Origin of the sequence: Streptosporangium sp. NPDC001681 (assembly GCF_040298085.1) — a bacterium.
In the GTDB taxonomy this organism is placed as follows: Bacteria; Actinomycetota; Actinomycetes; order Streptosporangiales; family Streptosporangiaceae; genus Streptosporangium.
On sequence record NZ_JBEOZN010000049.1, the window covers coordinates 1 to 22260 of the forward strand.

The window sequence follows — 22260 nt, forward strand, 5'->3', positions numbered from 1 at the left end:
CCGCACGGTCCAGACGGCGAGTTCCGGCGCGACGAGCGCACCGCTCCGCGGGGCGAATGAGGATTGGGTGAACGAGCGATGACACTGGTGGACATCGAGATCGGGTTACGGCAGCAGCGGAGTACTTTCGAGCTGCAGGACATCGTCGAGTCGGCCTCCCGGTTCCTGGAGGACGCCTCGGCCCTGGAGATCATCCGCTGGGCGGCGGCGACCTTCGGCGACCGGCTCTGCCTGACCGCCTCCATGGCCGACGCCCTGCTGATCGACCTGGTCAGCCGGGTCAAGCCCGGCGTGGACGTGCTGTTCATCGACACCGGTTACCACTTCGCCGAGACGATCGGCACCCGTGACGCGGTCCAGCAGGTCTACGACGTGAACGTGATCAACGTGAAGCCGTCCCGGACCGTCGCGGAGCAGGAGCGCGACCTGGGGCCGCGCCTTTTCGGACGCAACCCCGACCTCTGCTGCTACCTGCGCAAGGTCGAGCCGCTCAACCGCGCGCTGGAGCCCTACCTCGCCTGGGTCTCCGGCATCCGCCGCGACGAGGCGGCCACCCGCGCCGGTGTCAAGGTCGTGGAGTGGGACGCCAAGCGCCAGATGGTCAAGATCAACCCGATCGCCAGCTGGACGCAGGACGACGTCGACAACTACATGGCCGACAACGGAGTGCTGATCAACCCGCTGCACTACGACAACTACCCCTCGATCGGCTGCGCCCCCTGCACCCGCCAGGTCGCCCCGGGAGAGGACCCGCGCAGCGGTCGCTGGGCCGGCATGGGCAAGACCGAGTGCGGGCTGCACGTATGACGTGGCGCTCCCCCGGCGCCGCTTCCGTGACACCGCTGATCGCGGTGGCGCACGGGTCCCGTGACCCGCGCGCCGCCGCGACCGTGGAGGACCTGCTCGACCTGGTACGGATCGCGCGCCCGGAACTCCTCGTGCGCACCGCCTACCTCGACCACGCCGCCCCGACGCTCCCTGCGGCGCTGTCGGGACTGACCGAGGCGGTGGTGCTGCCGCTGCTGCTCACCGAGGCCTACCACAGCCGGGTCGACATCCCCGGCGCGCTGGCCGAGGCGACGGCCCGCCGCCCCCTGCTGCGCGTGCACGCGGGCGCCACCCTGGGCCCGCACCCGCTGCTGGTCACCGCGCTGGAGCGGCGTCTGGCCGAGGCGGGGGTGGAGCCCGGCGAGACGGGCACCGCCGTGGTGCTGGTCTCGGCCGGCTCCAGCGACCCGCGGGCCAACGCGACGATCGCCCAGATCGCCGGAGACTGGTCCGCACGGCGCGGCTGGCGGTCGGTGAGCGCCGCCTACGCCTCGGCCGCCGGTCCCACCCCGCAGGAGGCGGTGCTGCGCCTGCGGCGCTCCGGGGCCGCCAGGGTCGTCATCGCCCCCTACCTGCTGGCCCCCGGCCACTTCGCCGACAAGATCCGCCGCGAGACGCTGGCCGCGGGCGCCGACGTCGTCGCCGACGTGCTGGGCGCCGCCCCGGAGCTGGCGACGGTGCTGCTCGAACGCTACGACCGGGCCGCGCACCGGCAGCAGGTGCTCGCCACCGCCTGAACCCCACCGTGCCCGGCTCCGCCCACGAGGGGGCTCAGGGGCCTCACGAGGGGGCTCAGGGGCCTCACGAGGGGGCTCAGGGGCCTCACGAGGGGGCTCAGGGCACGCTCGGGGGTGCGGTGGCCTCGCCCTCGCAGCGCAGCAGGACCACCTTCCCGGTTCTCGGGTCCACCTGGCGCACGTTGTCCTGGCAGGTCGAGGAGATCATCTCCCGCACGCTGACCGACCACTTCAGTGGGAAGGGTTTCGCTTCGCTGAGCTGTGCCTCCCAACCTTCGAAGTAATCGTCCATCCCCTCGATCAGCATGTTGATCGTCTTGCCCGTGCTGTCGATCTCGCCGGGCAACACGACCGCGGACACGACCCGCTCCCCTGCCTCCAGAATCTCCATACCCTTGATCGCCCCGGTGCTCCGGTCCTCCTGGAAGATCTCCATGGTGAATCCGTCGGGACCGGTTCCGCAGAGCTGCCTTCTGGGAGGGCCGTCGTCGATCCAGACGATCGCCCGCCGCAGCGGTCCTGAGCAGTGGACGTTCACCATCGCCGGGCCGGTCAGGGATCCGAGCCGGAGTTCCTCACGTGTCCCACCGGTCTTGTAGCCGCGGGTCACGACCTCGCGCCCCGGGTAGGGCCCTCCCAACGGCTGTGACGTGGTCGGTGTGCCGGCGGACGGCCGGGCCATGACGCCGGTCCAGAGGTCGGCCTCACTCGCCGTACCGCCGCCCAGGGGCACGTTGAGTGCCACCGCGACGGTGAGGGCGGCCGCGGCCGCCGCGCCGGCCGCGGCCCAGCGGCGGCGTCTGATCGCGCGGACCCGCCGGTGGACGTCGGCGACGGTGACGCCCCCGCTGTGGCCGTCGTCTCCGTCTCCGGTCAGGATCTCGCGCAGTTCGAATTCGGTGATCGTCATCTCAGCTCCCCGTGGTGATCGTGACGGTCGCGGGATCGACCCGCAGTTTGCGCAGTGCCCGGCTGGCCTGGCTGCGCACGGTCGGCACCGAGCAGCCGAGGATCTCGGCGATCTGCTGGTCGGGCAGGTCTGCGAAGTAACGCAGCACGATCACGGCCCGCTGCCTGCCGGGAAGCCCGGCCAGGACCTGCCTGACCGCCTCCCGGCCGGCCACCGCGTCCTCCGCGGCCTCGTCCGGTGTCTCGGGGAGGTCCGCGCTCGGCACCTCCCCCCGCCACCTGCGCCGCCACCAGCTGGCATGGGTGTTGGCCAGGATGCGGTAGACGTAGGGGTCCGGATCGTCGCCCACTCTCCGCCAGGCGAGCCACGCCTTGGCCAGGGCCGTCTGCAGCAGGTCCTCCGCCGTGCCCCAGTCGCGGCACAGCAGGTAGGCGGTCCGCAGCAGGCGGGCCGAGCGCTGCTCCACGTAGCGCTCGAAGTCGGCCCGGTCTCGCATCGGGGGATCCTCCCTGCTCGGTGTATGTCACCGAGCACTACGCTCCGGGCGCCCCGAGACGTTGCACGCGTCCGGAGACTCACCCGCCGGGGGCGCGGGGAGAAATCCCGGACGGGGACAGAGGCGGCCGAGCGCACGGCCACGCGGCCCGGAGTGGCCCAGAGGGGCCCGGAGTGGCACGGGCCGACACGTAGCAGGTGAACGCGGGACAGGTGGGAGACCGCGCGGGTGGGGGACCGCCGTCAGTGGCCGGGCAGCCGGGGAGGCCTGGGGGGCCTGGGAGGGTGCGCTGAGCTCCAGGGCTGGGGGGGCGGGTGGATCTGGTGGGGGCGTGCCTCACCGGGCAGCTCGCCGCGCATCTGGTCCCACTGCTCCCGCCAGGCGGCCCACTTCTTCTTGAGGGGCTTGGCCCGCGAGTCTCCGACCACCTTGATGTCCCCCATGAGGGCATAGGCCTTGACCCGGACGATCGGCACGTTCGTGCCCGGGGGCGCCTCGATGACCTGGACCTTCTTGTCCCCCATGATGGCGATGCCGTCGAGCTCGACGTCCACGCCGTCCGGGACGATGATCTTCACGTCGCCCATGACCGCGGTGGCCATGATGTCGACCACCCCGGTGCGGACCTCGGCCTGGCGCAGGTCCAGCACGACGTCGCCCATCACGGCGACGGCACCGAGCGGCTTGTCGATCCGCCATGTGCCGCGCCGCTTGGAGCTGCCCATCACCGCCACGAACCAGCGTCGCGCCGCCCCGCCCCGCTCGGCCTCGGCCGGAGGATAGGCGGGGGCGGGCGCCGGGTGGCCACCTGGCAGGTCCGCGGTGAGCACGGCCAGCTCGGCCTGGGTGAGGGCGGTGTAGGCCGCCTCGGTGCGCTCGGTCAGCTCGCCGAGGGTCAGCCGTCCCTCGACGGAGGCGACCCGCAGCCATTCGACGGCGGCCTCCCGCTCGGCGTCCGAGACCCGCATTTCCCCGGGATCATTCATGACTCACAACATATCGCGAGTTGTCTGAATAGAGGATCCCCAGAAGGTAGGAAGCGCGGTGCGCCCGGAGAAGGAGGCCAGGCCTGCTGACGCCCCCTCACGCAGGCACCGCGTCCACCATACGGCGGCGCGGGGCACCGCGCCGGGCGTCGCGGCCGGTGTACGGTCTCCTCGCCAAGGCAGGCAATATGATCCGTAGGCATGTATCGAGAACTCCTGGACGCGGTGACGGGTAACGACGCCGAGCGGGTCGAGCGGCTGCTGCAGAGCGGGACGAGCGCCGACCCCGGCGGCGCGGAAGAGCCCACCGCCCTGTACCTGGCATCGAGCGCGGGGCGCGTGGCCATCGTGCGCGCACTGCTGGCCCACGGAGCCGACCCCAACCGGATCAGCGGCGGACAGGACGCGGGGCTGCCCCTGTGCGCCGCCTCTGCCTGGGACCGCGTCGAGACCGTGGAGGCGCTGCTGGCCGCCGGGGCCGACGTGTCCGGGCGGGAGGCCGACGGGTGGACCGCCGTGCTCTGGGCCGCCGCCAACGGGCGGGCCGATGCCGTCCGTACGCTGCTCGCGGCCGGGGCGGACCCCGAGGACGCCAACGAGGGCGGCGACACCGCGCTCACCCTGGCCACCCGGCGCGGCGCCCTGGGCGTCGTGCGCGCGCTGCTGGAGGCCGGCGCCGAGGCCGACCGGCCCGACGGCGACGGCGACACGCCGCTGTCCATCGCCTACGACTGGCTCGGCACCCAGCTGGAGAGCGCGCTCCTCGAGCAGCTCACCGAGCAGGCCCCCGAGGGCTCGCAGTTCGTCGTGGGCCGCAGCCGGGCCACGGACGGCACCGACCTGGTGACCGTCGCGGCGGTGGGCCCGGACGGGACCCGCGTGGCCGAGCTCACCTGCCAGCGCGGGCACGCGGCCGTCGCGACCCTGCTGGAGGACGCGACGGACGAGCGACTGCCCTTCGACGAGATGGTCGAGCGGGCGATGCCCTACCGCGACATCGACGAGGAGGCCGAGACCTGGTGGACCGTGGCGAGCTCGCTGAGCCGGCGCGGCGACGGCGAGACCTTCGACGCGGCGGCGCGGCTGTGCGCGAGCGAGGACCCGCGCAAGCGGGAGTTCGCCGTCGACGTGCTCGCCGAGTTCGGCTTCACCGAGGACGAGAAGCCCTTCCTGGAGGAGACGCTGCCGATCCTGCGACGGATGGCGGCCACCGAGGGCGACGAGCGGGTGCTGCGCTCGGTGCTCGGCGCGCTCGGTCACCACGCCGACCCGCGTGCCCTGCCCGAGGTGCTGGAGATCATCACCTCCGACGGCTGGACCCGCACCCAGGCCGACCCCGCCGCACTGGCCGCCGTCCTGCCGGCCGGCCACGCCGAGGGGCTCGCGCTGCTCATCTCGATGACCGAGGACCCCGACGCGGAGGTACGCGACTGGGCGACCATGGGCCTGGCGGGTCTGGCGCAGGACAGTGAGCCGATCCGCGACGCGCTCGCCGCCAGGCTCGACGACGAGGATCTGAACACTGTCGCCGAGGCCACCCGCGGCCTGGCCACCCGGGGGGACGCCCGCGCCCAGCGGGGCGCCGACCGCGTGCTCGCCGAGAGCGACGAGGACGACGACTACGTCCGCGACCTGGTCAAGAACCTCTGAACCGCGAGCCGTACGCGCGACTCCCCCCGGCCGGCGCCGGGGCGGAGGACGCGTACGGCGAGAGGCGTTCCCGGAGGGCGCGCCCTCCAACTCCACGCGAAAGCCGGACATAGCACCACAATTAAGTGCACCAACTCTCCGGAGGGATGTTGAGATAGGCATAGGAGCCGGCGACGGGCCGGATGAGTTCACCGGAGGCCCCACGTGACCCATGACGTCTTCAACCAGGCAGATCCGCTCACCGGGCACGACGTGTCCGCCGACGCCGCCCTCATGGACGGCGTGGACCGGGAGGGCGCGGGATGGGCCACGGGGGAACTGCGCAGGCTCGGCCTCCTCGCCGGTTCCGAGCAGGCCCAGGAGTGGGGGCGGCTGGCGAACGAGCATCCGCCCGTGCTGCGCACCCACGACAGGTACGGGCGGCGGATCGACGAGGTGGAGTTCCACCCCGCCTGGCACGAGCTGATGACCGTCGCCGTCGGCAACGGCATGCACGCCACCCCGTGGACGAGCGCCAGGCCGGGCGCGCACGTGGCCCGCGCCGCCAAGTTCTATCTCTGGAGCCAGGTCGAGGCGGGGCACGGCTGCCCGATCTCGATGACCTACGCGTCGATCGCCGCGCTGCGCCACAGCCCGGTGCTCGCCGCCGAGTGGGAGCCGCTGCTGGCCTCGCGGAGCTACGACTTCGGGCTGCGCCCGCCGCTGGGCAAGCGCGGCGTGCTCGCCGGGATGGCGATGACCGAGAAGCAGGGCGGTTCCGACGTGCGGGCCGGCACCACCCGCGCCGAGCCGCTGAGCGACGGAAGCTACCTGCTGACCGGGCACAAGTGGTTCAACTCCGCCCCGATGTGCGACGTGTTCCTGGTTCTCGCCCAGGCCCCCGGCGGGCTGTCGTGCTTCCTGCTCCCCCGGATCCTGCCGGACGGCACCCGCAACGCCGTCCAGCTGATGCGGCTGAAGGAGAAGCTGGGCAACCGGTCCAACGCCAGCGCCGAGGTGGAGTACCACGGCGCGACGGCCTACCTGGTGGGCGAGGAGGGCCGGGGCGTGCGGACCATCCTGGAGATGGTCAACATGACCCGGCTGGACTGCGTGATCGGCTCCGCGGCCGGCATGCGGTACGGCGTCACGCAGGCGGTCCACCACGCCAGGCAGCGCGCCGCGTTCGGCAGGAAGCTCGCCGACCAGCCGCTGATGCGCAACGTGCTGGCCGACCTGTCCCTGGAGTCGGAGGCGGCGACCGTCCTGATGACGCGGCTGGCCGGCGCCACCGACCGGGCCATCGCCGGGGACCGGGCCGAGGCCGCGCTGCGCCGCACCGCGCTGGCCGTGAGCAAGTACTGGGTCTGCAAGCGCGCTCCGGCGCACGCGGCCGAGGCGCTGGAGTGCCTGGGCGGCAACGGCTACGTCGAGGAGTCGCAGATGCCCCGGCTGTTCCGCGAGTCGCCGCTCAACGGCATCTGGGAGGGCTCGGGGAACGTCGCGGCGCTGGACGTGCTGCGCGCCCTGGGCCGCGAGCCCGAGGCGCAGGAGGCGTTCTTCGCCGAGGTCTCGCTCGCCTCCGGCGCCGACCGCCACCTGGACGCCGCCGTCGACCGTCTGCGCAAGTCCCTGGACGACACGACGGACTTCGAGGCCCGCGCCCGGCGTGTCGCCGAGGACATGGCCCTGGTGCTGCAGGGGTCGCTGCTCGTCCGGCTGGCGCCGACGGCCGTCGCCGACGCCTTCTGCGTCTCCCGGCTGTCCGGTGACGCGGGCCGCGCCTTCGGTACGCTCCCCCCCGGCCTGGATCTGGACGTCCTCGTCGAGCGCGCCTCCTACTGACCCGCCCCCGGCGGATGTTGCGGGGCCGTTCGGGCATTGGCTCCGGGGAGGCGAGTAGGGTCGGTCCTGGTTGACTCTTCATGATCGAAAGGATGATCGCCATGGCGACGACACGTACCGCGACGACCCAGTGGAAGGGCTCGCTGATGGAGGGCGCGGGCAGCGTCTCCCTCGACTCCTCCGGGGTAGGCACGTTCGACGTGTCCTGGCCCTCCCGCGCCGAGCAGGCGAACGGCAAGACCTCTCCGGAGGAGCTCATCGCGGCCGCGCACTCCTCGTGCTTCTCGATGGCCCTGTCCCACGGGCTGGCCCAGGCGGGCACCCCGCCGCAGACCGTGGAGACCAAGGCCGACGTGACCTTCCAGCCGGGTGAGGGCATCACCGGGATCGTCATCTCGGTCCGCGCCCAGGTCGACGGCCTGACCGCCGAGCAGTTCCAGGAGGCGGCCGAGAAGGCCAAGGCGAACTGCCCGGTGAGCAAGGCCCTCGCGGGCACGACGATCAGCCTCAACGCCGAGCTGCTGAGCTGATCACGGCCCGCCGCCCACGGTCATGGCCGATCACGACCGACCGGCCACGATCGGGCTGATCACGGTTGAGCCGCTCACCGGGCGGTCACCGCCGGGGTGATCACCACGCCTTCGTGACCATGCGTGTCCCACAGGACACGCATGGTCACGGACGGCGCGCCGAAAGACTAGGACAAATCTCCTCAACGCCACCTTAAGGTGACAAGGGCGAGAACACCCTGCACAAGGGGGCCCGACCAGAGGAGAATAGGGGCACATGCGCGAAGTCTGGCCAGGAGAGTCCTATCCGCTTGGCGGCACCTGGGACGGGGTGGGCGCCAACTTCTCCCTGTTCTCCGAATCCGCCGAACGCGTCGAGCTCTGCCTTTTCGGGGACGACGGGCACGAGGAACGCGTCGAGCTGACCGAGGTCGACGGGTTCGTCTGGCACGGCTACCTCCCGGGGATCATGCCGGGACAGCGGTACGGCTACCGCGTCCACGGTCCCTACAACCCCTCTCAGGGGGACCGGTGCAACCCCTCCAAGCTGCTCCTCGACCCCTACGCCAAGGCCGTCGAGGGCGACCTGAAGTGGAACGAGGCGCTCTTCTCCTACCGGTTCACCGATCCCGGCAGCCGCAACGACACCGACACCGCCCCCTTCATGCCGAAGAACGTGGTGGTCAACCCGTTCTTCGAGTGGGGAAACGACAGGCCGCCCCGGACCCCGTACCACCAGACCGTGATCTACGAGGCGCATGTCCGCGGGCTCACCATGCGCCACCCCGCGGTGCCCGCGGAAAAGCGCGGCACCTACGCGGGACTGGGCCACCCCGCGGTCATCGACCACCTGCTGAGCCTGGGTGTCACCGCGGTGGAGCTGATGCCGGTGCACCAGTACGTGCCCGAGCACGCGATGGTCGCCAGGGGCCTGACCAACTACTGGGGCTACAACACGATCGCCTACCTGGCCCCGCACGCCGCCTACTCCTCCTCGGGCCAGCGCGGCGAGCAGGTGCAGGAGTTCAAGGCGATGGTACGGGCGCTGCACGAGGCGGGGATCGAGGTCATCCTCGACGTGGTCTACAACCACACCGCCGAGGGTGACCACATGGGGCCGACGCTGAGCTTCCGCGGCATCGACAACAGGGCGTACTACCGCCTGCACGACGGCGACCGGCGCTACTACCTCGACTACACCGGCTGCGGGAACTCCCTCAACGTCCGCTCGCCGCACGCCCTCCAGCTGATCATGGACTCGCTGCGCTACTGGGTCCTGGAGATGCACGTGGACGGCTTCAGGTTCGACCTGGCCTCCGCCCTCGCCCGCGAGCTGCACGACGTCGACCGGTTGAGCGCCTTCTTCGACCTGATCCAGCAGGACCCGGTGATCTCCCAGGTGAAACTGATCGCCGAGCCGTGGGACGTGGGACCCGGCGGCTACCAGGTCGGCAACTTCCCGCCGCTCTGGATGGAGTGGAACGGCAAGTACCGCGACAGCGTCCGCGACTTCTGGCGCGGCAGCGGGTCCGCGCTGCCCGAGTTCGCCTCCCGGCTGACCGGCTCCGCCGACCTCTACGCCACCTCGGGGCGCCGCCCCGTGGCCTCCATCAACTTCGTCACCTGTCATGACGGGTTCCCCCTGACCGACCTGGTCTCCTACGACCGCAAGCACAACGAGGCCAACAAGGAGAACAACCGCGACGGCACCGACGACAACCGGTCGTGGAACTGCGGGGTCGAGGGCCCCACAGAGGACCCGGAGATCGTGAGCCTGCGCAGGCGCCAGCGCCGTAACTTCCTGGTCACCCTGTTCATCTCCCAGGGCGTGCCGATGCTGCTGGCCGGTGACGAGTTCGGCCGGACCCAGGGCGGCAACAACAACGCCTACTGCCAGGACAACGAGATCTCCTGGATCGACTGGTCGCTGGCCTCCGGCGAGGCGGACCTCCTCGACTTCGTCAGGAGCCTCTCCAAGCTGCGGCGCGAGCACCCGGTATTCCAGCGGCGCCGCTTCTTCCACGGCCACAAGGCCGACGACGGCACCCGCGACATCGTCTGGCTCACCCCGTCGGGAGAGGAGATGTCGGCGAGCGACTGGCACACCGGCTACGCCAAGTCACTGGCCGTCTTCCTGAACGGCGACGCCATCACCGAGCCGGGCACCCGCGGCGAGCGGATCACGGACGACTCGTTCCTGCTCCTGATCAACGCCCACCATGAGGAGATGATCTTCACCCTCCCCGAGGCGAAGTACGGCAAGCGGTGGCGGCGGGTGCTGGACACCGCCGACGAGGGGACAGAGCTCCTCTCGCCTCCGCAGGAGTCCTGGCCGGCCGAGAGCGCGGTGGAGGTGACCGCCCGCTCGGTGCAGATCCTGCACTGCGAGCGGGCGTAGGGCCGGCCGCTCGCGGCCTTCAGGCCCCTGACGCGATCGCGGCGGTGAGCAGGACGAGCACGAACGTCGCCACGCCGGCCGCGCCGTGCAGCACGACCGCGACCATGGGGAAGCGCTGCTCGGCGCCGCGGGCGTGGCGTCCGCCGCCCAGCCAGCGGGTGAACATGGTGAAGCCCAGCAGCGCGGAGAGCGCGAGGACTCCGAACGACAGCCAGGCGAAGGCCGGCTCCAGGGTGCGTACGTACACGATCCAGCAGGCCAGGGCGGACACCGCCAGGGCCGGATGGGCGAAGATGAGCAGCGCGGGAAAGCGGGTGACCTTGGTCGCCTGCTGGCGGAGCCCTCCCCCGGAGAGCCACAGGTACAGCAGGTAGATCCCGACCATCGCGGTGATCAACCATGTCACGATCGTGACCAGCCCCACACAGCCCTCCCGTGTCTCCCGGAACGAATCATGTACCGGGAGCCGCCCCGAGTCACCCCAGCCCTCAGATCCAGTATCGAACGCTCCGGGAGAACTCACAGGTCGTTTCCATGCGAAGGTAGGAGAATGCGCCTCATTCACCCCGAGACCGCGGACGAGGTCGACCTCGTCCGCGCCTACGCCTACCCGGCCGGCCCCTGCCTGCGGATCAACATGGTCGCCAGCGCCGACGGCGGTACCTGGCTGAAGGGACTGTCGGGCGGGCTGTCCGGCAGGGGCGACCGCCAGGTCTTCTGGACGCTGCGCGGGCTGGCCGACGTCGTCGTGGCCGGTGCGGCGACCGTACGGGCCGAGGGGTACGGCCCGGCACGGCCCAGGCCGTCGTGGCAGGGGCTGCGCGAGGGCCGCCCGGCCGCCCCGCCGGTGGCGGTGATCACTCGCGGGCTCGACCTCGACCTGTCGGGCCCGCTGTTCACCGAGGCGGAACCGTACGCCCGGACCATCGTCATCACCTGCGGGGCCGCCCCCAAGGAGCGCCGCGAGGAGGCCGCCAGGTGTGCCGAGGTGATCGTGGCCGGGGGCGAGCGGGTGGATCCGGTGCTGGCGATGACGGCGCTCCGCGAGCGCGGCCTGAGCCGGGTGCTCTGCGAGGGCGGCCCGAAGACCAACGCCCAGCTGGCCGCCGCGGACCTGGTCGACGAGCTCTGTCTCACGGTGAGCCCGCTGCTGATCGGCGGGGACGCCGCCCGTGCCCTCGACGGCCCTCCCTCGCTCACCCCCCTGCGCCTGGCCCACGTGCTGGAGGACGAGGGGTTTCTCTTCACGCGGTATGTCCGGCGAGACGAGAAGGCCGGAGCCCTCTAGCGCCGGAGGTCCCGGCGTTCCATGATTCATGTGGACATACCTCTAGAGAAACGATATATCTCGACCATGGAACGATCATCCTCCTCCGGCGACGAATTGCGTGCCTCGCTCGAGGCCCGCCGGGACCTCGGACCGGAATACGAAGACTCCCTCGTCGAGGGTTTCCTGGAGAAGATGGACCGGGAGATCGACAAGCGGGTGGACGACCGGCTCGCCGCCCGCGCCCGCAAGGAGAGCCCCGCGGTCCGTCCCTCCCTGGACGCCGGGCAGCGGCTGGCGCTGGCGATCGTCTCCCTGGCGACCGGGATACCCGCGACGATCGGGCTGGCCTTCTCCGGCCTGGGCGACTCGATCCTCGCGTTCATCCTGGTGCTCGTGTGGGTCGGCATCATCAGCGTGAACCTGTCGTTCGCCCTCGCGCGGCGGCGCCAGGGCTGACCCCCGCCGCCCGCTTCCACTTCCACGTCAAGCAAGCGTACGCTTGGGCAAGTTTCCGGTACGGCTGACGCGGGAGTGATGAGTGGACGAGTACCGCAATCTGATCGGCGGCCGCCTGGCGGCCGCGGCCGACGGCCGCACGCTGGACTCCGTCAACCCCGCCACCGGCGAGGTCTGGGCCCGAGTCCCGGCGAGCGGCAGGGCCGACGCGGAGGCCGCCGTCGCGGCGGCGCGCACGGCCTTCCCCTCCTGGTCCGCCATGCCCGCACTCGGCCGGGCGCACTTCCTGCGCGGGGTGTCGGAGGTCTTCGCCCGGCACGCCGAGGAACTGGCCAGGATCGAGACCAGGGACAACGGGCGCATCCTGCGGGACACGCTGAAGAAGGACCTGCCCGGCATGACCCACCTGTGGCAGATCGCCGCCGGGCAGGTGCTCGACGCGGTCAAGGGCGAGACGGTGATCCTCGGCCCGGACAGCCTGGGTCTCACCCGTCGCGAGCCGTACGGAGTGGCGCTCTGCGTCATCCCGTGGAACTCCCCCATCTCGACGTTCTCCGCCAAGGCGGCCTACGCGCTGGCCGCGGGGAACACCGTGATCGTCAAGCCCGCCGAGCAGGCCTGCGCCTCGGTGCTGCGCCTCGGCGAACTGCTGGCCGAGGTACTCCCGCCCGGCGTGCTCAACATCGTCAGCGGCCTCGGGGAGGACGTCGGCGACCCACTGGTCAGGCACCGCGGGGTCAACAAGATCAGCCTCACCGGCTCCACCCAGACCGGGCAGGCGATCACCCGGGCCTCGGCCGACCACCTCAAGCCGCTGACGTTCGAACTGGGCGGCAAGTCACCGAACATCGTGTTCTCCGACGCCGACCTGGACGCCGCCGCTCAGGGGGTGACCGTCAACTCGGTCTACACCGGCAACGCCGGACAGGTCTGCGTGGCCGGGTCCCGCATCCTGATCCACCGGCCGGTCTGGGACGAGATGATCGGGCGGATCACCGCCATCGCCTCGCAGGTCCGGCTGGGCGACCCGCTCGACATGGCCACCACGATGGGCCCGATCGTCTCGGCCGGGCAGTACGAGCGGGTCGCCTCCTACCTGGAGATCGCCGAGAAGGAGGGCGCCGAGCTGGTGTTCGGCGGCCAGACGGGGGCCGACGTGGTCCCGTCCATGCCCGGCGGCTACTGGGTGGCCCCCACCCTGTTCAGCACCTCCGACAACGCGCTGCGCGTCTGCCAGGAAGAGATCTTCGGTCCGGTGGCCGTGGCCATCCCCTTCGACACCGAACAGGAGGCTCTGGCGATCTCCAACGACTCCCCCTACGGGCTCGCCGCCGGCGTGTGGACCCGCGACCTCGGCCGCGCCCACAGGTTCGTCCGCGACCTGCAGAGCGGCACCGTCTGGGTCAACACCTTCCGCCAGATGCCCCCGGGGCTGCCGTTCGGCGGCGTCAAGGACTCCGGGTACGGGCACGACGCCGTGCTGGAGTACACCAGGGAGAAGGCCGCGATCATCCATATCTGACCGGTGAGCCCCGCCGGGCAGGCCCTTTACCGGAAACCGAATATGGTTCTAGAGTCTGGGCATGGGAATCGCGATCACCGAGGAGCACCGGGCGCTGGCCGTCTCCGTCCACGGCTTCGCCGGACGGAACATCGCGACGCGCGGCATGGACCACGAGCCGTTCCGCGCCGCGCTGGCCGCGCAGGGCCTGCTCGGGCTTCATCTGCCCGAGGCCTACGGAGGGCAGGGCGGCGGCCTGCGGGAGCTGGCGGTCGCCCTGGAGGCGCTCGGCGAGCACTGCACGCCGGGTTCCCACCTGCCCACGGTCCTGGCCTCGGCCGTCATCGCCCGCGCCGCCCCCGCGCCGTCCCCCCACCACGACCTGCTGCGGGCACTGGCGGACGGCACGCTGACCGCCGCGATCGCCCTGCCCGGCGGTGCCCGTACGGCCACGACGAGCGCGGCGGACGCGACCGGGCCGACCGCCCTGACCGTGCTCGGGTCCGCGGATGCCGGGGTGTTCGTGGTCCCGCTTCCCGGCGGCCGGTGGGCCGCGCTCGACCCCGGCGACTGCTCGGCCAAGGCGGTCGACGGCATCGACCTGACGCGGCCACTGGCGGCGGTGACAGTGACGGTGACGGCCGTGCCCCAGGAGCGCGTGCTGGGCGGCGTGACCTCCCGCCTCGTCTCGGACCTGGCCGCCGTCCTGCTCGGGGCGGAGGCCTGCGGCGTGGCGGCGTGGGCGGTGTCCACCGCCGCCGAGTACGCCCGGGTACGGGAGCAGTTCGGACGCCCGATCGGCCAGTTCCAGGGGGTGAAGCACAGGTGCGCGGCCATGCTCGTCGCCCTCGAACAAGCCCGCGCCGCCGTCTGGGACGCCGCCCGTGCCCTCGACGGGGCCGCCCAGACGGCCGGTGTCGATCCGGAGGACGAGATCGCGCTGGCGGTGGGGGTGGCCGGGGTGCTCGCCGCGGACGCCGCCGTACGGTGCGCGGCGGACGCGATCCAGGTGCTGGGCGGCATCGGCTACACCTTCGAGCACGACGCCCACCTCTACTACCGCCGCGCGCTCTGCCTGCGGGCGCTGAGCGGCGACGCCGGGGAGTGGGCCGAGCGGGTGGCCAGGATGGCGGTGGCCGGGGCGCGGCGGCCGATGGAACCGGACCTGCCCGAGGAGGCCGGGGAACTGCGGCACCGGATCAGGGCGGAGGCCGCGTCACTGGCCGCCGAGGAGCGGGAGGTCAGGCGCGGTCGCATCGCCTCCGAGGGCTGGATCATGCCGCACCTGCCCAGGCCGTGGGGGCGCGGAGCCTCCCCGCTGGAACAGGTGGTCATCCACCAGGAGTTCAGGGATGTCAAACGCCCCAATCTCGGCATCGCCGCCTGGGCGGTCCCCTCCATCGTCCGCTACGGCACCCCTGAGCAGCAGGAACGGTTCCTGCCTGGCACGTTCACCCGCGAGATCACGTGGTGCCAGCTCTTCAGCGAGCCCGGCGCGGGCTCCGACCTCGCCTCGCTGTCCACGAGGGCCGTGCGGGTGGAGGGCGGCTGGTCGCTGAACGGCCAGAAGATCTGGACCTCCCTCGCGCAGTGGGCGCAGTGGGCGATCTGCCTGGCCAGAACCGACCCCGACGCCCCCAAGCACGAGGGCATCACCTACTTCCTGGTCGACATGTCCTCCCCCGGCGTCACCGTCCGCCCGCTGAAGGAGATCAACGGCGACGAGATCTTCAACGAGGTCTTCCTGGACGACGTCTTCGTCCCCGACGACCTGGTCGTCGGCCAGGTCAACGCGGGCTGGCGGGTCGCCCGCGACACCCTCTCCCATGAGCGCGTCGCCCTGGGTGACTCCTGGGGGCCCGGCTCCCGGCACACCGACATGGTCGCCCTGATCGACACCCTGGGCGGCCCCGGGGCGCTCCGCCCCTCCGCCCTGGAGGAGGCGGGCCGCCTGTGGGCGTCGGGGCAGGCCATCTCCGCCCTGGGCCTGCGCGTGACGCTCTCCCAGCTGGCCGGGAGCGACCCCGGCACCGCCTCCAGCGTCCGCAAGCTGCTGGGGATGCGCCACTCCCAGGCGGTGTCGGAGTTCTGCTGGTCCATCGCGCCGGGCTCGCCGTACTGGAACCGCATGGTCCTCGCCACCCGTGCCTTCACCATCGGTGGCGGCACCACGGAGGTCCAGCTCAACATCATCGCCGAGCGCGCGCTGGGCCTCCCCCGTGACCCCTGAGCCCGGGGCCGCCGTTCAGGCGCGGGTGGCCGGCCAGCCGAGGTGAGGGGCGCCCAGCCGGGCGGGAGTCGACGGAGGGCGGATCGTCACTGTGGTCGACCAGGGAAGTTCGTCCCAAAGGAGCCGGAGACGGATCGCGAGCGGCGGCTCGCCACGTGGAGGCAACCCTACAGAACGAGCCGGAGGCCGGGCGGGAGGGCAGGTCCGCCCCGGAGCCGCCACGGCGGCGGGACCGGGCACTCGACGGGGCGGACCGTATGATCACCTGCCTCATGCCCACCGGGCCCAGGCGCTGGCGCGCCACCCGGACGGCGGCATTCCGGCCGGCCCGCGGAACGTGGGCGACCGGGCAGGTGATCTCACCCCTCAACGGGAAGGTGAACCACCCTCCACACTTTTAAAGACGCCAAAACGGTCATCAAAGGATGCTTCGCCCGTCAAGATTTTTCCGAACGGGGCAACCCCGGGCCTCGCCCCTCCACACGCCACGGCGACCACATAGGCTGATGTGATGGACAAGGTGGTAAAGAGCGACGCCGAATGGCGCGTCCAGCTCTCTCCCGAGGAGTTCCGCGTGCTTCGCCAGGCCGGGACCGAGCGCCCCTTCACCGGGGAGTACGTCGACACCAAGACCGTGGGCGTCTACAGCTGCCGGGCCTGCGGCACCGAGCTGTTCCGGTCCGACACCAAATTCGACAGCCACTGCGGCTGGCCGAGCTTCTACGAGCCGTCGAAGTCCGACGCGGTGACGCTGATCGAGGACCGCTCGATGGGCATGGTCCGCGTCGAGGTCCGGTGCGCGACCTGCGACTCACATCTCGGCCACGTGTTCCACGGCGAGGGCTACGGCACGCCCACCGACGACCGCTACTGCATCAACTCCGTCTCGCTGAGGCTGGAGCCCGCCGAGTAGGCCACCGCGTCGCGATCCGGCCGGTCCGCGACGCGCGGAGACAGCCGGATCGGTCCATCCCGGAGGTTAGTGAGGCGCAGGAAGGGGCAGAGCGACCTCACGCAAAGTATTCACAGATCTCCGTAGCGTGTCTGCCCAAGGAGCCCCCGTGCATCTCCGCCACAAGTGGGAGATCGTTGAGACCATCGGCCGGGTGATCACCCAGCGCTGTTCGATCTGCGGCAGGACCAGGGTCCGGGTGACCCGGCCCGGGCACCGCGCGGACTAGCGCTTCGGCTTGGGGTAGGTGACGCGGCAGTCGGGGTCGTCAGGGCCGAGGACGTTGGCCAGGACCGGGTTGCCGTTCTCTCCGAACTCGGCCTGGACGAAGACCACGGGGCTGGGCATGCCGAGCTCTCCGACGAGATAGTCGACGCCCGCCTCGCACAGCTTGATCGCCTGCTTCGAGTTGTCCGCCGATTCCGGCAGGTCCGTATATATCCGTAGATAGCCACCGACCATTCGGATATCCCTGACCCGCTTGGTCACCTTGCGGCTCTCGAAGTAGGCCAACGCCTTCTTGTCGGTGTGCTTGGAAGGCCCCGACGCCTCGGCCTCACTGTCCTTCTGGCGCTTCTTCTCCGCCTTGGCGGACTTCGCGTCCTGCTCGGCGCCCCCCTTGCTCTTCCCGTCCAGCTCGGCGGCCACCACCGCGCCCGCCACCGGGTCCCCCGGCGGCGCCGCGGCGGGCGGACCACCGGAGGCAGGCACCCGAGCCGCCTCGCTCCCCGGAGCCGTCTCCCCGGAAGACCACAGCCCGCTCACCGCGAACGCCCCCACCACCAGCGCGGCGGCGCCCACCGAGACCTCAAGGAGCCGTGAGCGAGACTTCTTTCTCCGACGTCCCCGAGTACGCCGCCTGGACCGTGCCAGACCTTCGCCCCTTTTCACCCTTGGCCTCACATAGACAGGTGATTTTCCACGAGTATGACAAAGGCAAGGGATGGCAAAGAGAGCTACGCGGGATTATTTTCGGCGGGCCGTCACAGGAGACACGCCCTTCATCTCACGGAGCAGGAGTCCCGCCGCCGACCGGACTCCGCGGCGACGGGCCCCCGGAGGCTACGGCAGCGCGGCGATCAGCTCGCTGAGCGGCTTGCGGACACCGGTGTAGAAGGGGATCTCCACCCGGGTGTGCCGCCGCGCCTCCGCGCCGCGCAAGGTGCGCATCAGGTCGACGATGCGGTGCAGTTCGTCGGCCTCGAACGCCAGCATCCACTCGTAGTCGTTCAGCGAGAAGCACGCCACCGTGTTGGCACGCACGTCCGGGTAGTCGCGAGCCATCCTGCCGTGCTCGGCGAGCATCCGGCGGCGGTCCGCGTCGTCCAGCAGGTACCACTCCAGGGAGCGCACGAACGGGTAGACGCTCACGTACGCACGAGGCTCCTCCTCGGCCAGGAAGGCCGGGATGTGCGACTTGTTGAACTCGGCCGGACGGTGCAGCGCCATGGCCGACCAGACCGGCTCGGACAGCCGCCCCAGGCCGGTACGGCGGAAGCGGGAGTAGGTCTCCTGCAGGTCCTCGGAGGTCGGAGCGTGCCACCAGAACATGAAGTCGGCGTCGGCGCGGAAGCCCGCCACGTCGTACAGGCCGCGGGTGACCACGTCCTTGCGCTCCATCTGGGCCAAGAGCTCCTCGACCTCGGCGGCCATGCCCTCACGGTGCCCCGGGCAGCGCTCGCTCAGTTTGAAGACCGACCACATCGTGTAGCGGATCACCTGGTTCAGGTCTCGTGCCTTGGGCCGCGGGTTCCCGTCCGTCGTCCTCACCCCTTCGTCAGCAAATCGGTTCTGTCCTGCCATTCTCCCGTGGGGTCCAGGTGGTCGAGAATCCGGGCTGCCGCGGTGCGCGCCGTGGAGACGCAGGCGGGGATGCCAAGGCCGTCGTAGGCGGCGCCGCACAGCGCCAGCCCCGGCGAAACCGCGACGGCCGCCCGGATGCGCGCCACCCGGTCGAGGTGACCCACCTCGTACTGCGGCAGGGCACCGCCCCAGCGGGTCACCCGCGAGTCGCGGGGCAGCCCGCGCACGCCCATGACCTCGACCATCTCGGCCATCGCCAGCGCGACCAGTTCCGCGTCGTCGCGCTGGAGCACCGCCTCCTCGCCGAGCCTGCCGATCGAGCAGCGCAGCAGGACCAGGTTGGGATCGGTCTCCGCCAGGTGCGGCCACTTGACCGAACTGAACGTGGCGGCCTTGATCGGGCGCCCGTCGACGGCCGGAACCAGGTAGCCGCTGCCGGACGGCGGCCGGGGAAACGCCTCCCGCGGGTAGGCGAGGGTGACGACGGCCATGCTGGCGTACTCGATCCTGGCCAGCTCCGCGGCGGCCTGGGGCACCTCCTCCGCGAGCAGCCGGCTCGCGGCCGGAGCGGGAACGGCGATGATCACCGCATCGGCCTCGATCGTCTCCGGCTCCCTGGTGGGTCCGGCCACCAGCTTCCAGCCGCCCTCGGTCCGCCGCAGCTCCCTGACCATGACGCCGGTCCTGATCTCGGCCCCGGAGGCGGCGGCGACGGCCTCGGGGAGGCTGCCCATCCCCCGGCTCAGGGTGGTGAAGACCGGCCCCGCGTCCTTCGGGGCGTCCGCGGCGATCTCCCCGGCCGCGGCGAGCAGCGACCGCTCGGTCCTGGCCGCGATGGCGATCCCCGGCATGGTCGCGTCCAGCGAGAGCCGCTCGGTCCGGCCCGCGTAGACACCGCCGAGCAGCGGCTCGACGAGCCGGTCGACCACCTCGCCGCCCATCCTGGCCCGGATGTAGGCCGCCACCGACACGTCGGTGGTGACCCGCGTCGCCGGGAGGATCCGGTCCAGCGCCACCCTGGCCAGCCCCCCGGGGGAAAGGATCCCCGACCTCGCCAGCGCGAGAGGATCGGACGGCACGCCCATGACGTGCCCCTTGGGCATGGGCCGCAGCGCGCCACGGGTCAGGATGGCCGCCTGGGTGGTGCCGGGGAGCCGCAACTCCTCGCCCAGCCCGACCATCCTGGCCAGTTCCTTGCCCTCGGGCCGCCGGGCGAGCATCGCCTCGGCCCCCGCGTCCATCGCGACGCCCGCCACCTCGGTGGCGTGCAGCTTGCCCCCGACCCGCGGGGCGCCTTCGAGGACGGTCACCCGCAGGTTCTCGCCGCCCTGACGCAGATGCCACGCGGCGGCCAGTCCGGCGATCCCGCCGCCGACGACCACCACATGCCTCCGGTTGCCTTCCATGACTCCTGACCGTACCGGTCCATCCCCCCGGTCCCGTCTCCCACCTCGGCGCCCCACCCTCCCCGTGACCCGACGGCGCGCAGAACGTGACGCCATCGTGACTGCCCCGCACCGAACCCCGCCACCGCACCCGCCGTCATGAGATTCATGAGCAGATTCCGGTACGGCCCGCGCCTGGCGGTCTTCTTGACGGGCCTGACGCTGTTGGTGTCCGCCTGCGGCGGGGGTTCTTTACAGTCCACGTCCTACGAAGGAGCGGCGGCACCCGCGGCCGACGTGCAGGCGAGCAGCCAGGCCAGCGCGGTGCTTTCCGAGGGCGCGGAGCAGGCCGGGGGCGGCTCCCCGCAGACCGGCCAGGTGAAGATCGTCCCGCAGGACCGGGCGATCGTCTACACGGCGGAGATGATGATCAGGGCGAAGGAGGTCACCGCGGCGGCCGACCGGGCACGGCAGATCGTCACCGCCGCGGGCGGCTACCTGGCCATGGAGAACTCCGACGCCCACTCCGACGGCGAGGGCTCCGCGACACTGGTCTTCAAGATCCCGCCGGGGAACTATCCGGGCACGCTCGACCGCCTGGGCAAGGAGCTGGGCACGCGCGAGTCGCTCCGGCAGAACACCGAGGACGTCACCGAGCAGGTGGCCGACGTGGAGAGCCGCCTGAAGTCGGCCAAGGCCGCGCTCGACTCCCTGCGCACGCTGCTGAAGCGGGCCAACACCATCGGTGAGGTGCTCAAGGTGGAGCGGGAGGTCTCCAACCGCGAGAGCGAGCTGGAGTCCCTGCAGGCCAGGCAGAAGACCCTCGCCTCGCAGACCAGTGCGGCGACGCTGACGCTGAACCTGGTCGGCCCGGCGGCCGTGGTGCAGAAGAAGGAGGACGACGAGCCCGCCGGCTTCCTCGGTGGCCTGCGGACGGGCTGGAAGGCTTTCGTCGTCGCGGTCAAGCACGGCCTGACGCTCCTGGGCGTGCTGCTTCCCTGGCTGATCGTGATCGTCCCGGCCTGGCTGCTGACCGCCTTCCTGCTCCGCCGCAGGAGGAACGGGGAGCGGCCGCTCGCCGCGGGCTCCGAGGACCCGGAGCCCGATCCCGACGAGGAGCCTCTCCCCGCGAGCGATCCTCGGGGAGAGGACGAATCCGAGGGGGCGGACGGGCGTCCCTAGTCCCAGGCGAGTGGTGACGGTGCACCGGCGCCGGGGACGGTCAGCGGGCGGAGGCCTCGTGGACGAAGTCGGTGAGGCGGGCCAGCTGGTCGGGGTCGGTGCCCGGCAGCACGCCGTGCCCCAGGTTGAACACATGTCCCTCGACCTTGGCCGCGCGGGTGAGAATGTCGCCCGCGCGGCGCTTCACGACCTCCCAGGGGGCGAGCAGGATCGCCGGGTCCAGATTGCCCTGCAGCGCCTTGCCCGGGCCGACCCTCCGGGCGGCCTCGTCGAGCGGGACTCGCCAGTCGACGCCCACCACGTCGGCCCCCGCCTCACCGAGCAGGCCGAGCAGCTCTCCGGTGCCGACGCCGAAGTGGATGCGCGGCACGTCCAGACCGGCCAGGCCGTCAAAGATCCGGCTGGTGTAGGGGAGGACGAACTCGCGGTAGTCGTCGGGCGACACCGCGCCGACCCAGGAGTCGAAGAGCTGGACGGCGGAGGCTCCCGCGGCGAGCTGCACGCGCAGGAACCCCAGGGTGATCTCGGTCAGCCGATCCATGAGGGCGTGCCAGAGGCCCGGCTCGCCGTACATCATGGCCTTGGTGTGGTCGTGGTTCTTGGAAGGGCCGCCCTCGATGAGGTAGGAGGCCAGGGTGAAGGGCGCTCCCGCGAAACCGATGAGCGGGGTCGCGCCCAGCTCCTTCGTCAGCGCCTGGACCGCCTCGGTGATGTAGGAGACGTCGTCCGGCTCGATCGGGCGCAGCACCTCGGCCGCCCTGGCATCCCTGATCGGCGCGGCCACCACCGGGCCGATGCCGGGCTTGATGTCGAGGTCGACGCCGATCGCCCTGAGCGGGACGACGATGTCACTGAAGAGGATGGCCGCGTCCACGCCGTAGCGGCGGACCGGCTGCATCGTGATCTCCACGACCAGGTCGGGGGTGGCGCAGGCCGTGAGCATCGACACCCCCGACCTGAGCGCCCGGTACTCGGGCAGCGAGCGACCTGCCTGGCGCATGAACCACACCGGTGTGTGGGGTACGGGCCGGCGGCGGCAGGCGCGCAGGAAAGCGGAGTCGGCGAGCTCGGAAGTCACCCCACCAGGGTGCCATGCCCGGTGACCGGTCGGCTCACCACGGTCGCCGACCGGCGAGATCAGCC

Annotated in this window: 20 protein-coding genes; 12 read left to right on the plus strand and 8 right to left on the minus strand. The window is 71.5% G+C overall.

The features are described from left to right. Positions 1-78: 78 nt before the first annotated feature. Together ABT130_RS22495 and ABT130_RS22500 are read left to right on the plus strand one after the other, a co-directional pair. Complete coding sequence (locus tag ABT130_RS22495) at positions 79-807, plus strand: phosphoadenylyl-sulfate reductase (protein ID WP_350958080.1); 729 nt, start codon at positions 79-81, stop codon at positions 805-807. Further along, entirely contained in the window at positions 804-1565 is a 762-nt protein-coding gene (locus ABT130_RS22500) for a sirohydrochlorin chelatase (RefSeq protein ID WP_350958082.1), read from the plus strand. The genes ABT130_RS22495 and ABT130_RS22500 overlap by 4 nt, the downstream gene beginning before the upstream one ends. Before the next feature lie 97 nt (positions 1566-1662). On the opposite strand, the gene ABT130_RS22505 is transcribed toward ABT130_RS22500, so the two are convergent. From ABT130_RS22505 to ABT130_RS22515, 3 genes are all read right to left on the minus strand, one after another. Continuing rightward, entirely contained in the window at positions 1663-2475 is an 813-nt protein-coding gene (locus ABT130_RS22505) for a hypothetical protein (RefSeq protein ID WP_350958085.1), read from the minus strand. A gap of 1 nt (position 2476) precedes the next feature. Continuing rightward, complete coding sequence (locus ABT130_RS22510) at positions 2477-2971, minus strand: SigE family RNA polymerase sigma factor (protein ID WP_350958088.1); 495 nt, start codon at positions 2969-2971, stop codon at positions 2477-2479. Between the two features lie 242 nt (positions 2972-3213). After that, positions 3214-3957: a DUF1707 SHOCT-like domain-containing protein gene (locus tag ABT130_RS22515; RefSeq protein WP_350917042.1), complete on the minus strand. Its 744-nt coding sequence runs from the start codon at positions 3955-3957 to the stop codon at positions 3214-3216. A gap of 201 nt (positions 3958-4158) precedes the next feature. On the opposite strand from ABT130_RS22515, the gene ABT130_RS22520 reads away from it, so the two are divergent. From ABT130_RS22520 to glgX, 4 genes are all read left to right on the plus strand, one after another. Beyond that, on the plus strand, positions 4159-5607 hold the full coding sequence (locus ABT130_RS22520; protein WP_350958091.1) for an ankyrin repeat domain-containing protein: 1449 nt from the start codon (positions 4159-4161) through the stop codon (positions 5605-5607). A gap of 204 nt (positions 5608-5811) precedes the next feature. Further along, positions 5812-7431, plus strand: a complete 1620-nt coding sequence (locus ABT130_RS22525) for an isovaleryl-CoA dehydrogenase (RefSeq protein WP_350958093.1) — start codon at positions 5812-5814, stop codon at positions 7429-7431. 101 nt (positions 7432-7532) lie between these two features. Then, positions 7533-7961 (plus strand): OsmC family protein, encoded by a 429-nt coding sequence (locus tag ABT130_RS22530; RefSeq protein WP_343967483.1) that lies wholly within the window; start codon positions 7533-7535, stop codon positions 7959-7961. A gap of 256 nt (positions 7962-8217) precedes the next feature. After that, on the plus strand, positions 8218-10338 hold the full coding sequence (glgX, locus tag ABT130_RS22535; RefSeq protein WP_350958096.1) for a glycogen debranching protein GlgX: 2121 nt from the start codon (positions 8218-8220) through the stop codon (positions 10336-10338). A 19-nt stretch (positions 10339-10357) separates the two neighbouring features. On the opposite strand, the gene ABT130_RS22540 is transcribed toward glgX, so the two are convergent. Continuing rightward, positions 10358-10762: a hypothetical protein gene (locus tag ABT130_RS22540; protein ID WP_350917052.1), complete on the minus strand. Its 405-nt coding sequence runs from the start codon at positions 10760-10762 to the stop codon at positions 10358-10360. Positions 10763-10888: 126 nt separating this feature from the next. Here ABT130_RS22540 and ABT130_RS22545 point away from each other — a divergent pair, with 126 nt between their 5' ends. The 5 genes from ABT130_RS22545 (at position 10889) to msrB (ending at position 16708) form a co-directional block, all read left to right on the plus strand. Next, entirely contained in the window at positions 10889-11626 is a 738-nt protein-coding gene (locus ABT130_RS22545; RefSeq protein WP_350958099.1) for a pyrimidine reductase family protein, read from the plus strand. Positions 11627-11692: 66 nt separating this feature from the next. Further along, complete coding sequence (locus tag ABT130_RS22550) at positions 11693-12064, plus strand: hypothetical protein (protein WP_350917058.1); 372 nt, start codon at positions 11693-11695, stop codon at positions 12062-12064. Between the two features lie 82 nt (positions 12065-12146). Further along, a complete protein-coding gene (locus ABT130_RS22555) occupies positions 12147-13586 on the plus strand; it encodes an aldehyde dehydrogenase family protein (RefSeq protein WP_350958102.1) in 1440 nt (479 codons plus the stop codon). Positions 13587-13647: 61 nt separating this feature from the next. After that, positions 13648-15795: an acyl-CoA dehydrogenase family protein gene (locus ABT130_RS22560; RefSeq protein WP_350958105.1), complete on the plus strand. Its 2148-nt coding sequence runs from the start codon at positions 13648-13650 to the stop codon at positions 15793-15795. 511 nt (positions 15796-16306) lie between these two features. Further along, on the plus strand, positions 16307-16708 hold the full coding sequence (gene msrB / locus ABT130_RS22565; protein WP_343967498.1) for a peptide-methionine (R)-S-oxide reductase MsrB: 402 nt from the start codon (positions 16307-16309) through the stop codon (positions 16706-16708). Positions 16709-16972: 264 nt separating this feature from the next. Here msrB and ABT130_RS22570 read toward each other — a convergent pair whose 3' ends face one another. The 3 genes from ABT130_RS22570 to hemG all read right to left on the minus strand — a co-directional run bounded on the left by ABT130_RS22570 (position 16973) and on the right by hemG (position 19956). Further along, positions 16973-17548, minus strand: coding sequence for a hypothetical protein (locus tag ABT130_RS22570; RefSeq protein WP_350958108.1), 576 nt, complete (start codon positions 17546-17548; stop codon positions 16973-16975). A gap of 261 nt (positions 17549-17809) precedes the next feature. Continuing rightward, positions 17810-18550 carry a hydrogen peroxide-dependent heme synthase gene (hemQ, locus tag ABT130_RS22575; RefSeq protein WP_451935485.1) on the minus strand — a complete coding sequence of 247 codons (741 nt, stop codon included), beginning with the start codon at positions 18548-18550 and terminating at the stop codon, positions 17810-17812. After that, positions 18514-19956, minus strand: a complete 1443-nt coding sequence (gene hemG / locus ABT130_RS22580; protein ID WP_350958111.1) for a protoporphyrinogen oxidase — start codon at positions 19954-19956, stop codon at positions 18514-18516. Before hemG ends, hemQ begins: the two co-directional genes overlap by 37 nt. 147 nt (positions 19957-20103) lie before the next feature. Here hemG and ABT130_RS22585 point away from each other — a divergent pair, with 147 nt between their 5' ends. Next, positions 20104-21117, plus strand: a complete 1014-nt coding sequence (locus tag ABT130_RS22585) for a DUF4349 domain-containing protein (protein WP_350958113.1) — start codon at positions 20104-20106, stop codon at positions 21115-21117. Positions 21118-21157: 40 nt separating this feature from the next. Here the strand turns inward: ABT130_RS22585 and hemE are convergent, their stop codons facing one another. Next, positions 21158-22195: a uroporphyrinogen decarboxylase gene (gene hemE, locus ABT130_RS22590; RefSeq protein ID WP_350958114.1), complete on the minus strand. Its 1038-nt coding sequence runs from the start codon at positions 22193-22195 to the stop codon at positions 21158-21160. Positions 22196-22260 lie beyond the last annotated feature (65 nt).

Excerpts from the sequence above, each read along its gene's own strand:
- ABT130_RS22495 (WP_350958080.1), top strand. The coding sequence starts at position 79 with ATGACACTGGTGGACATCGAGATCGGGTTACGGCAGCAGCGGAGTACT.
- ABT130_RS22500 (WP_350958082.1), top strand. The coding sequence starts at position 804 with ATGACGTGGCGCTCCCCCGGCGCCGCTTCCGTGACACCGCTGATCGCG.
- ABT130_RS22505 (WP_350958085.1), bottom strand. The coding sequence starts at position 2,475 with ATGACGATCACCGAATTCGAACTGCGCGAGATCCTGACCGGAGACGGA.
- ABT130_RS22510 (WP_350958088.1), bottom strand. The coding sequence starts at position 2,971 with ATGCGAGACCGGGCCGACTTCGAGCGCTACGTGGAGCAGCGCTCGGCC.
- ABT130_RS22515 (WP_350917042.1), bottom strand. The coding sequence starts at position 3,957 with ATGAATGATCCCGGGGAAATGCGGGTCTCGGACGCCGAGCGGGAGGCC.
- ABT130_RS22520 (WP_350958091.1), top strand. The coding sequence starts at position 4,159 with ATGTATCGAGAACTCCTGGACGCGGTGACGGGTAACGACGCCGAGCGG.
- ABT130_RS22530 (WP_343967483.1), top strand. The coding sequence starts at position 7,533 with ATGGCGACGACACGTACCGCGACGACCCAGTGGAAGGGCTCGCTGATG.
- glgX (WP_350958096.1), top strand. The coding sequence starts at position 8,218 with ATGCGCGAAGTCTGGCCAGGAGAGTCCTATCCGCTTGGCGGCACCTGG.
- ABT130_RS22545 (WP_350958099.1), top strand. The coding sequence starts at position 10,889 with ATGCGCCTCATTCACCCCGAGACCGCGGACGAGGTCGACCTCGTCCGC.
- ABT130_RS22550 (WP_350917058.1), top strand. The coding sequence starts at position 11,693 with ATGGAACGATCATCCTCCTCCGGCGACGAATTGCGTGCCTCGCTCGAG.
- ABT130_RS22560 (WP_350958105.1), top strand. The coding sequence starts at position 13,648 with ATGGGAATCGCGATCACCGAGGAGCACCGGGCGCTGGCCGTCTCCGTC.
- msrB (WP_343967498.1), top strand. The coding sequence starts at position 16,307 with ATGGACAAGGTGGTAAAGAGCGACGCCGAATGGCGCGTCCAGCTCTCT.
- hemQ (WP_451935485.1), bottom strand. The coding sequence starts at position 18,550 with ATGGCAGGACAGAACCGATTTGCTGACGAAGGGGTGAGGACGACGGAC.
- hemG (WP_350958111.1), bottom strand. The coding sequence starts at position 19,956 with ATGGAAGGCAACCGGAGGCATGTGGTGGTCGTCGGCGGCGGGATCGCC.
- ABT130_RS22585 (WP_350958113.1), top strand. The coding sequence starts at position 20,104 with ATGAGCAGATTCCGGTACGGCCCGCGCCTGGCGGTCTTCTTGACGGGC.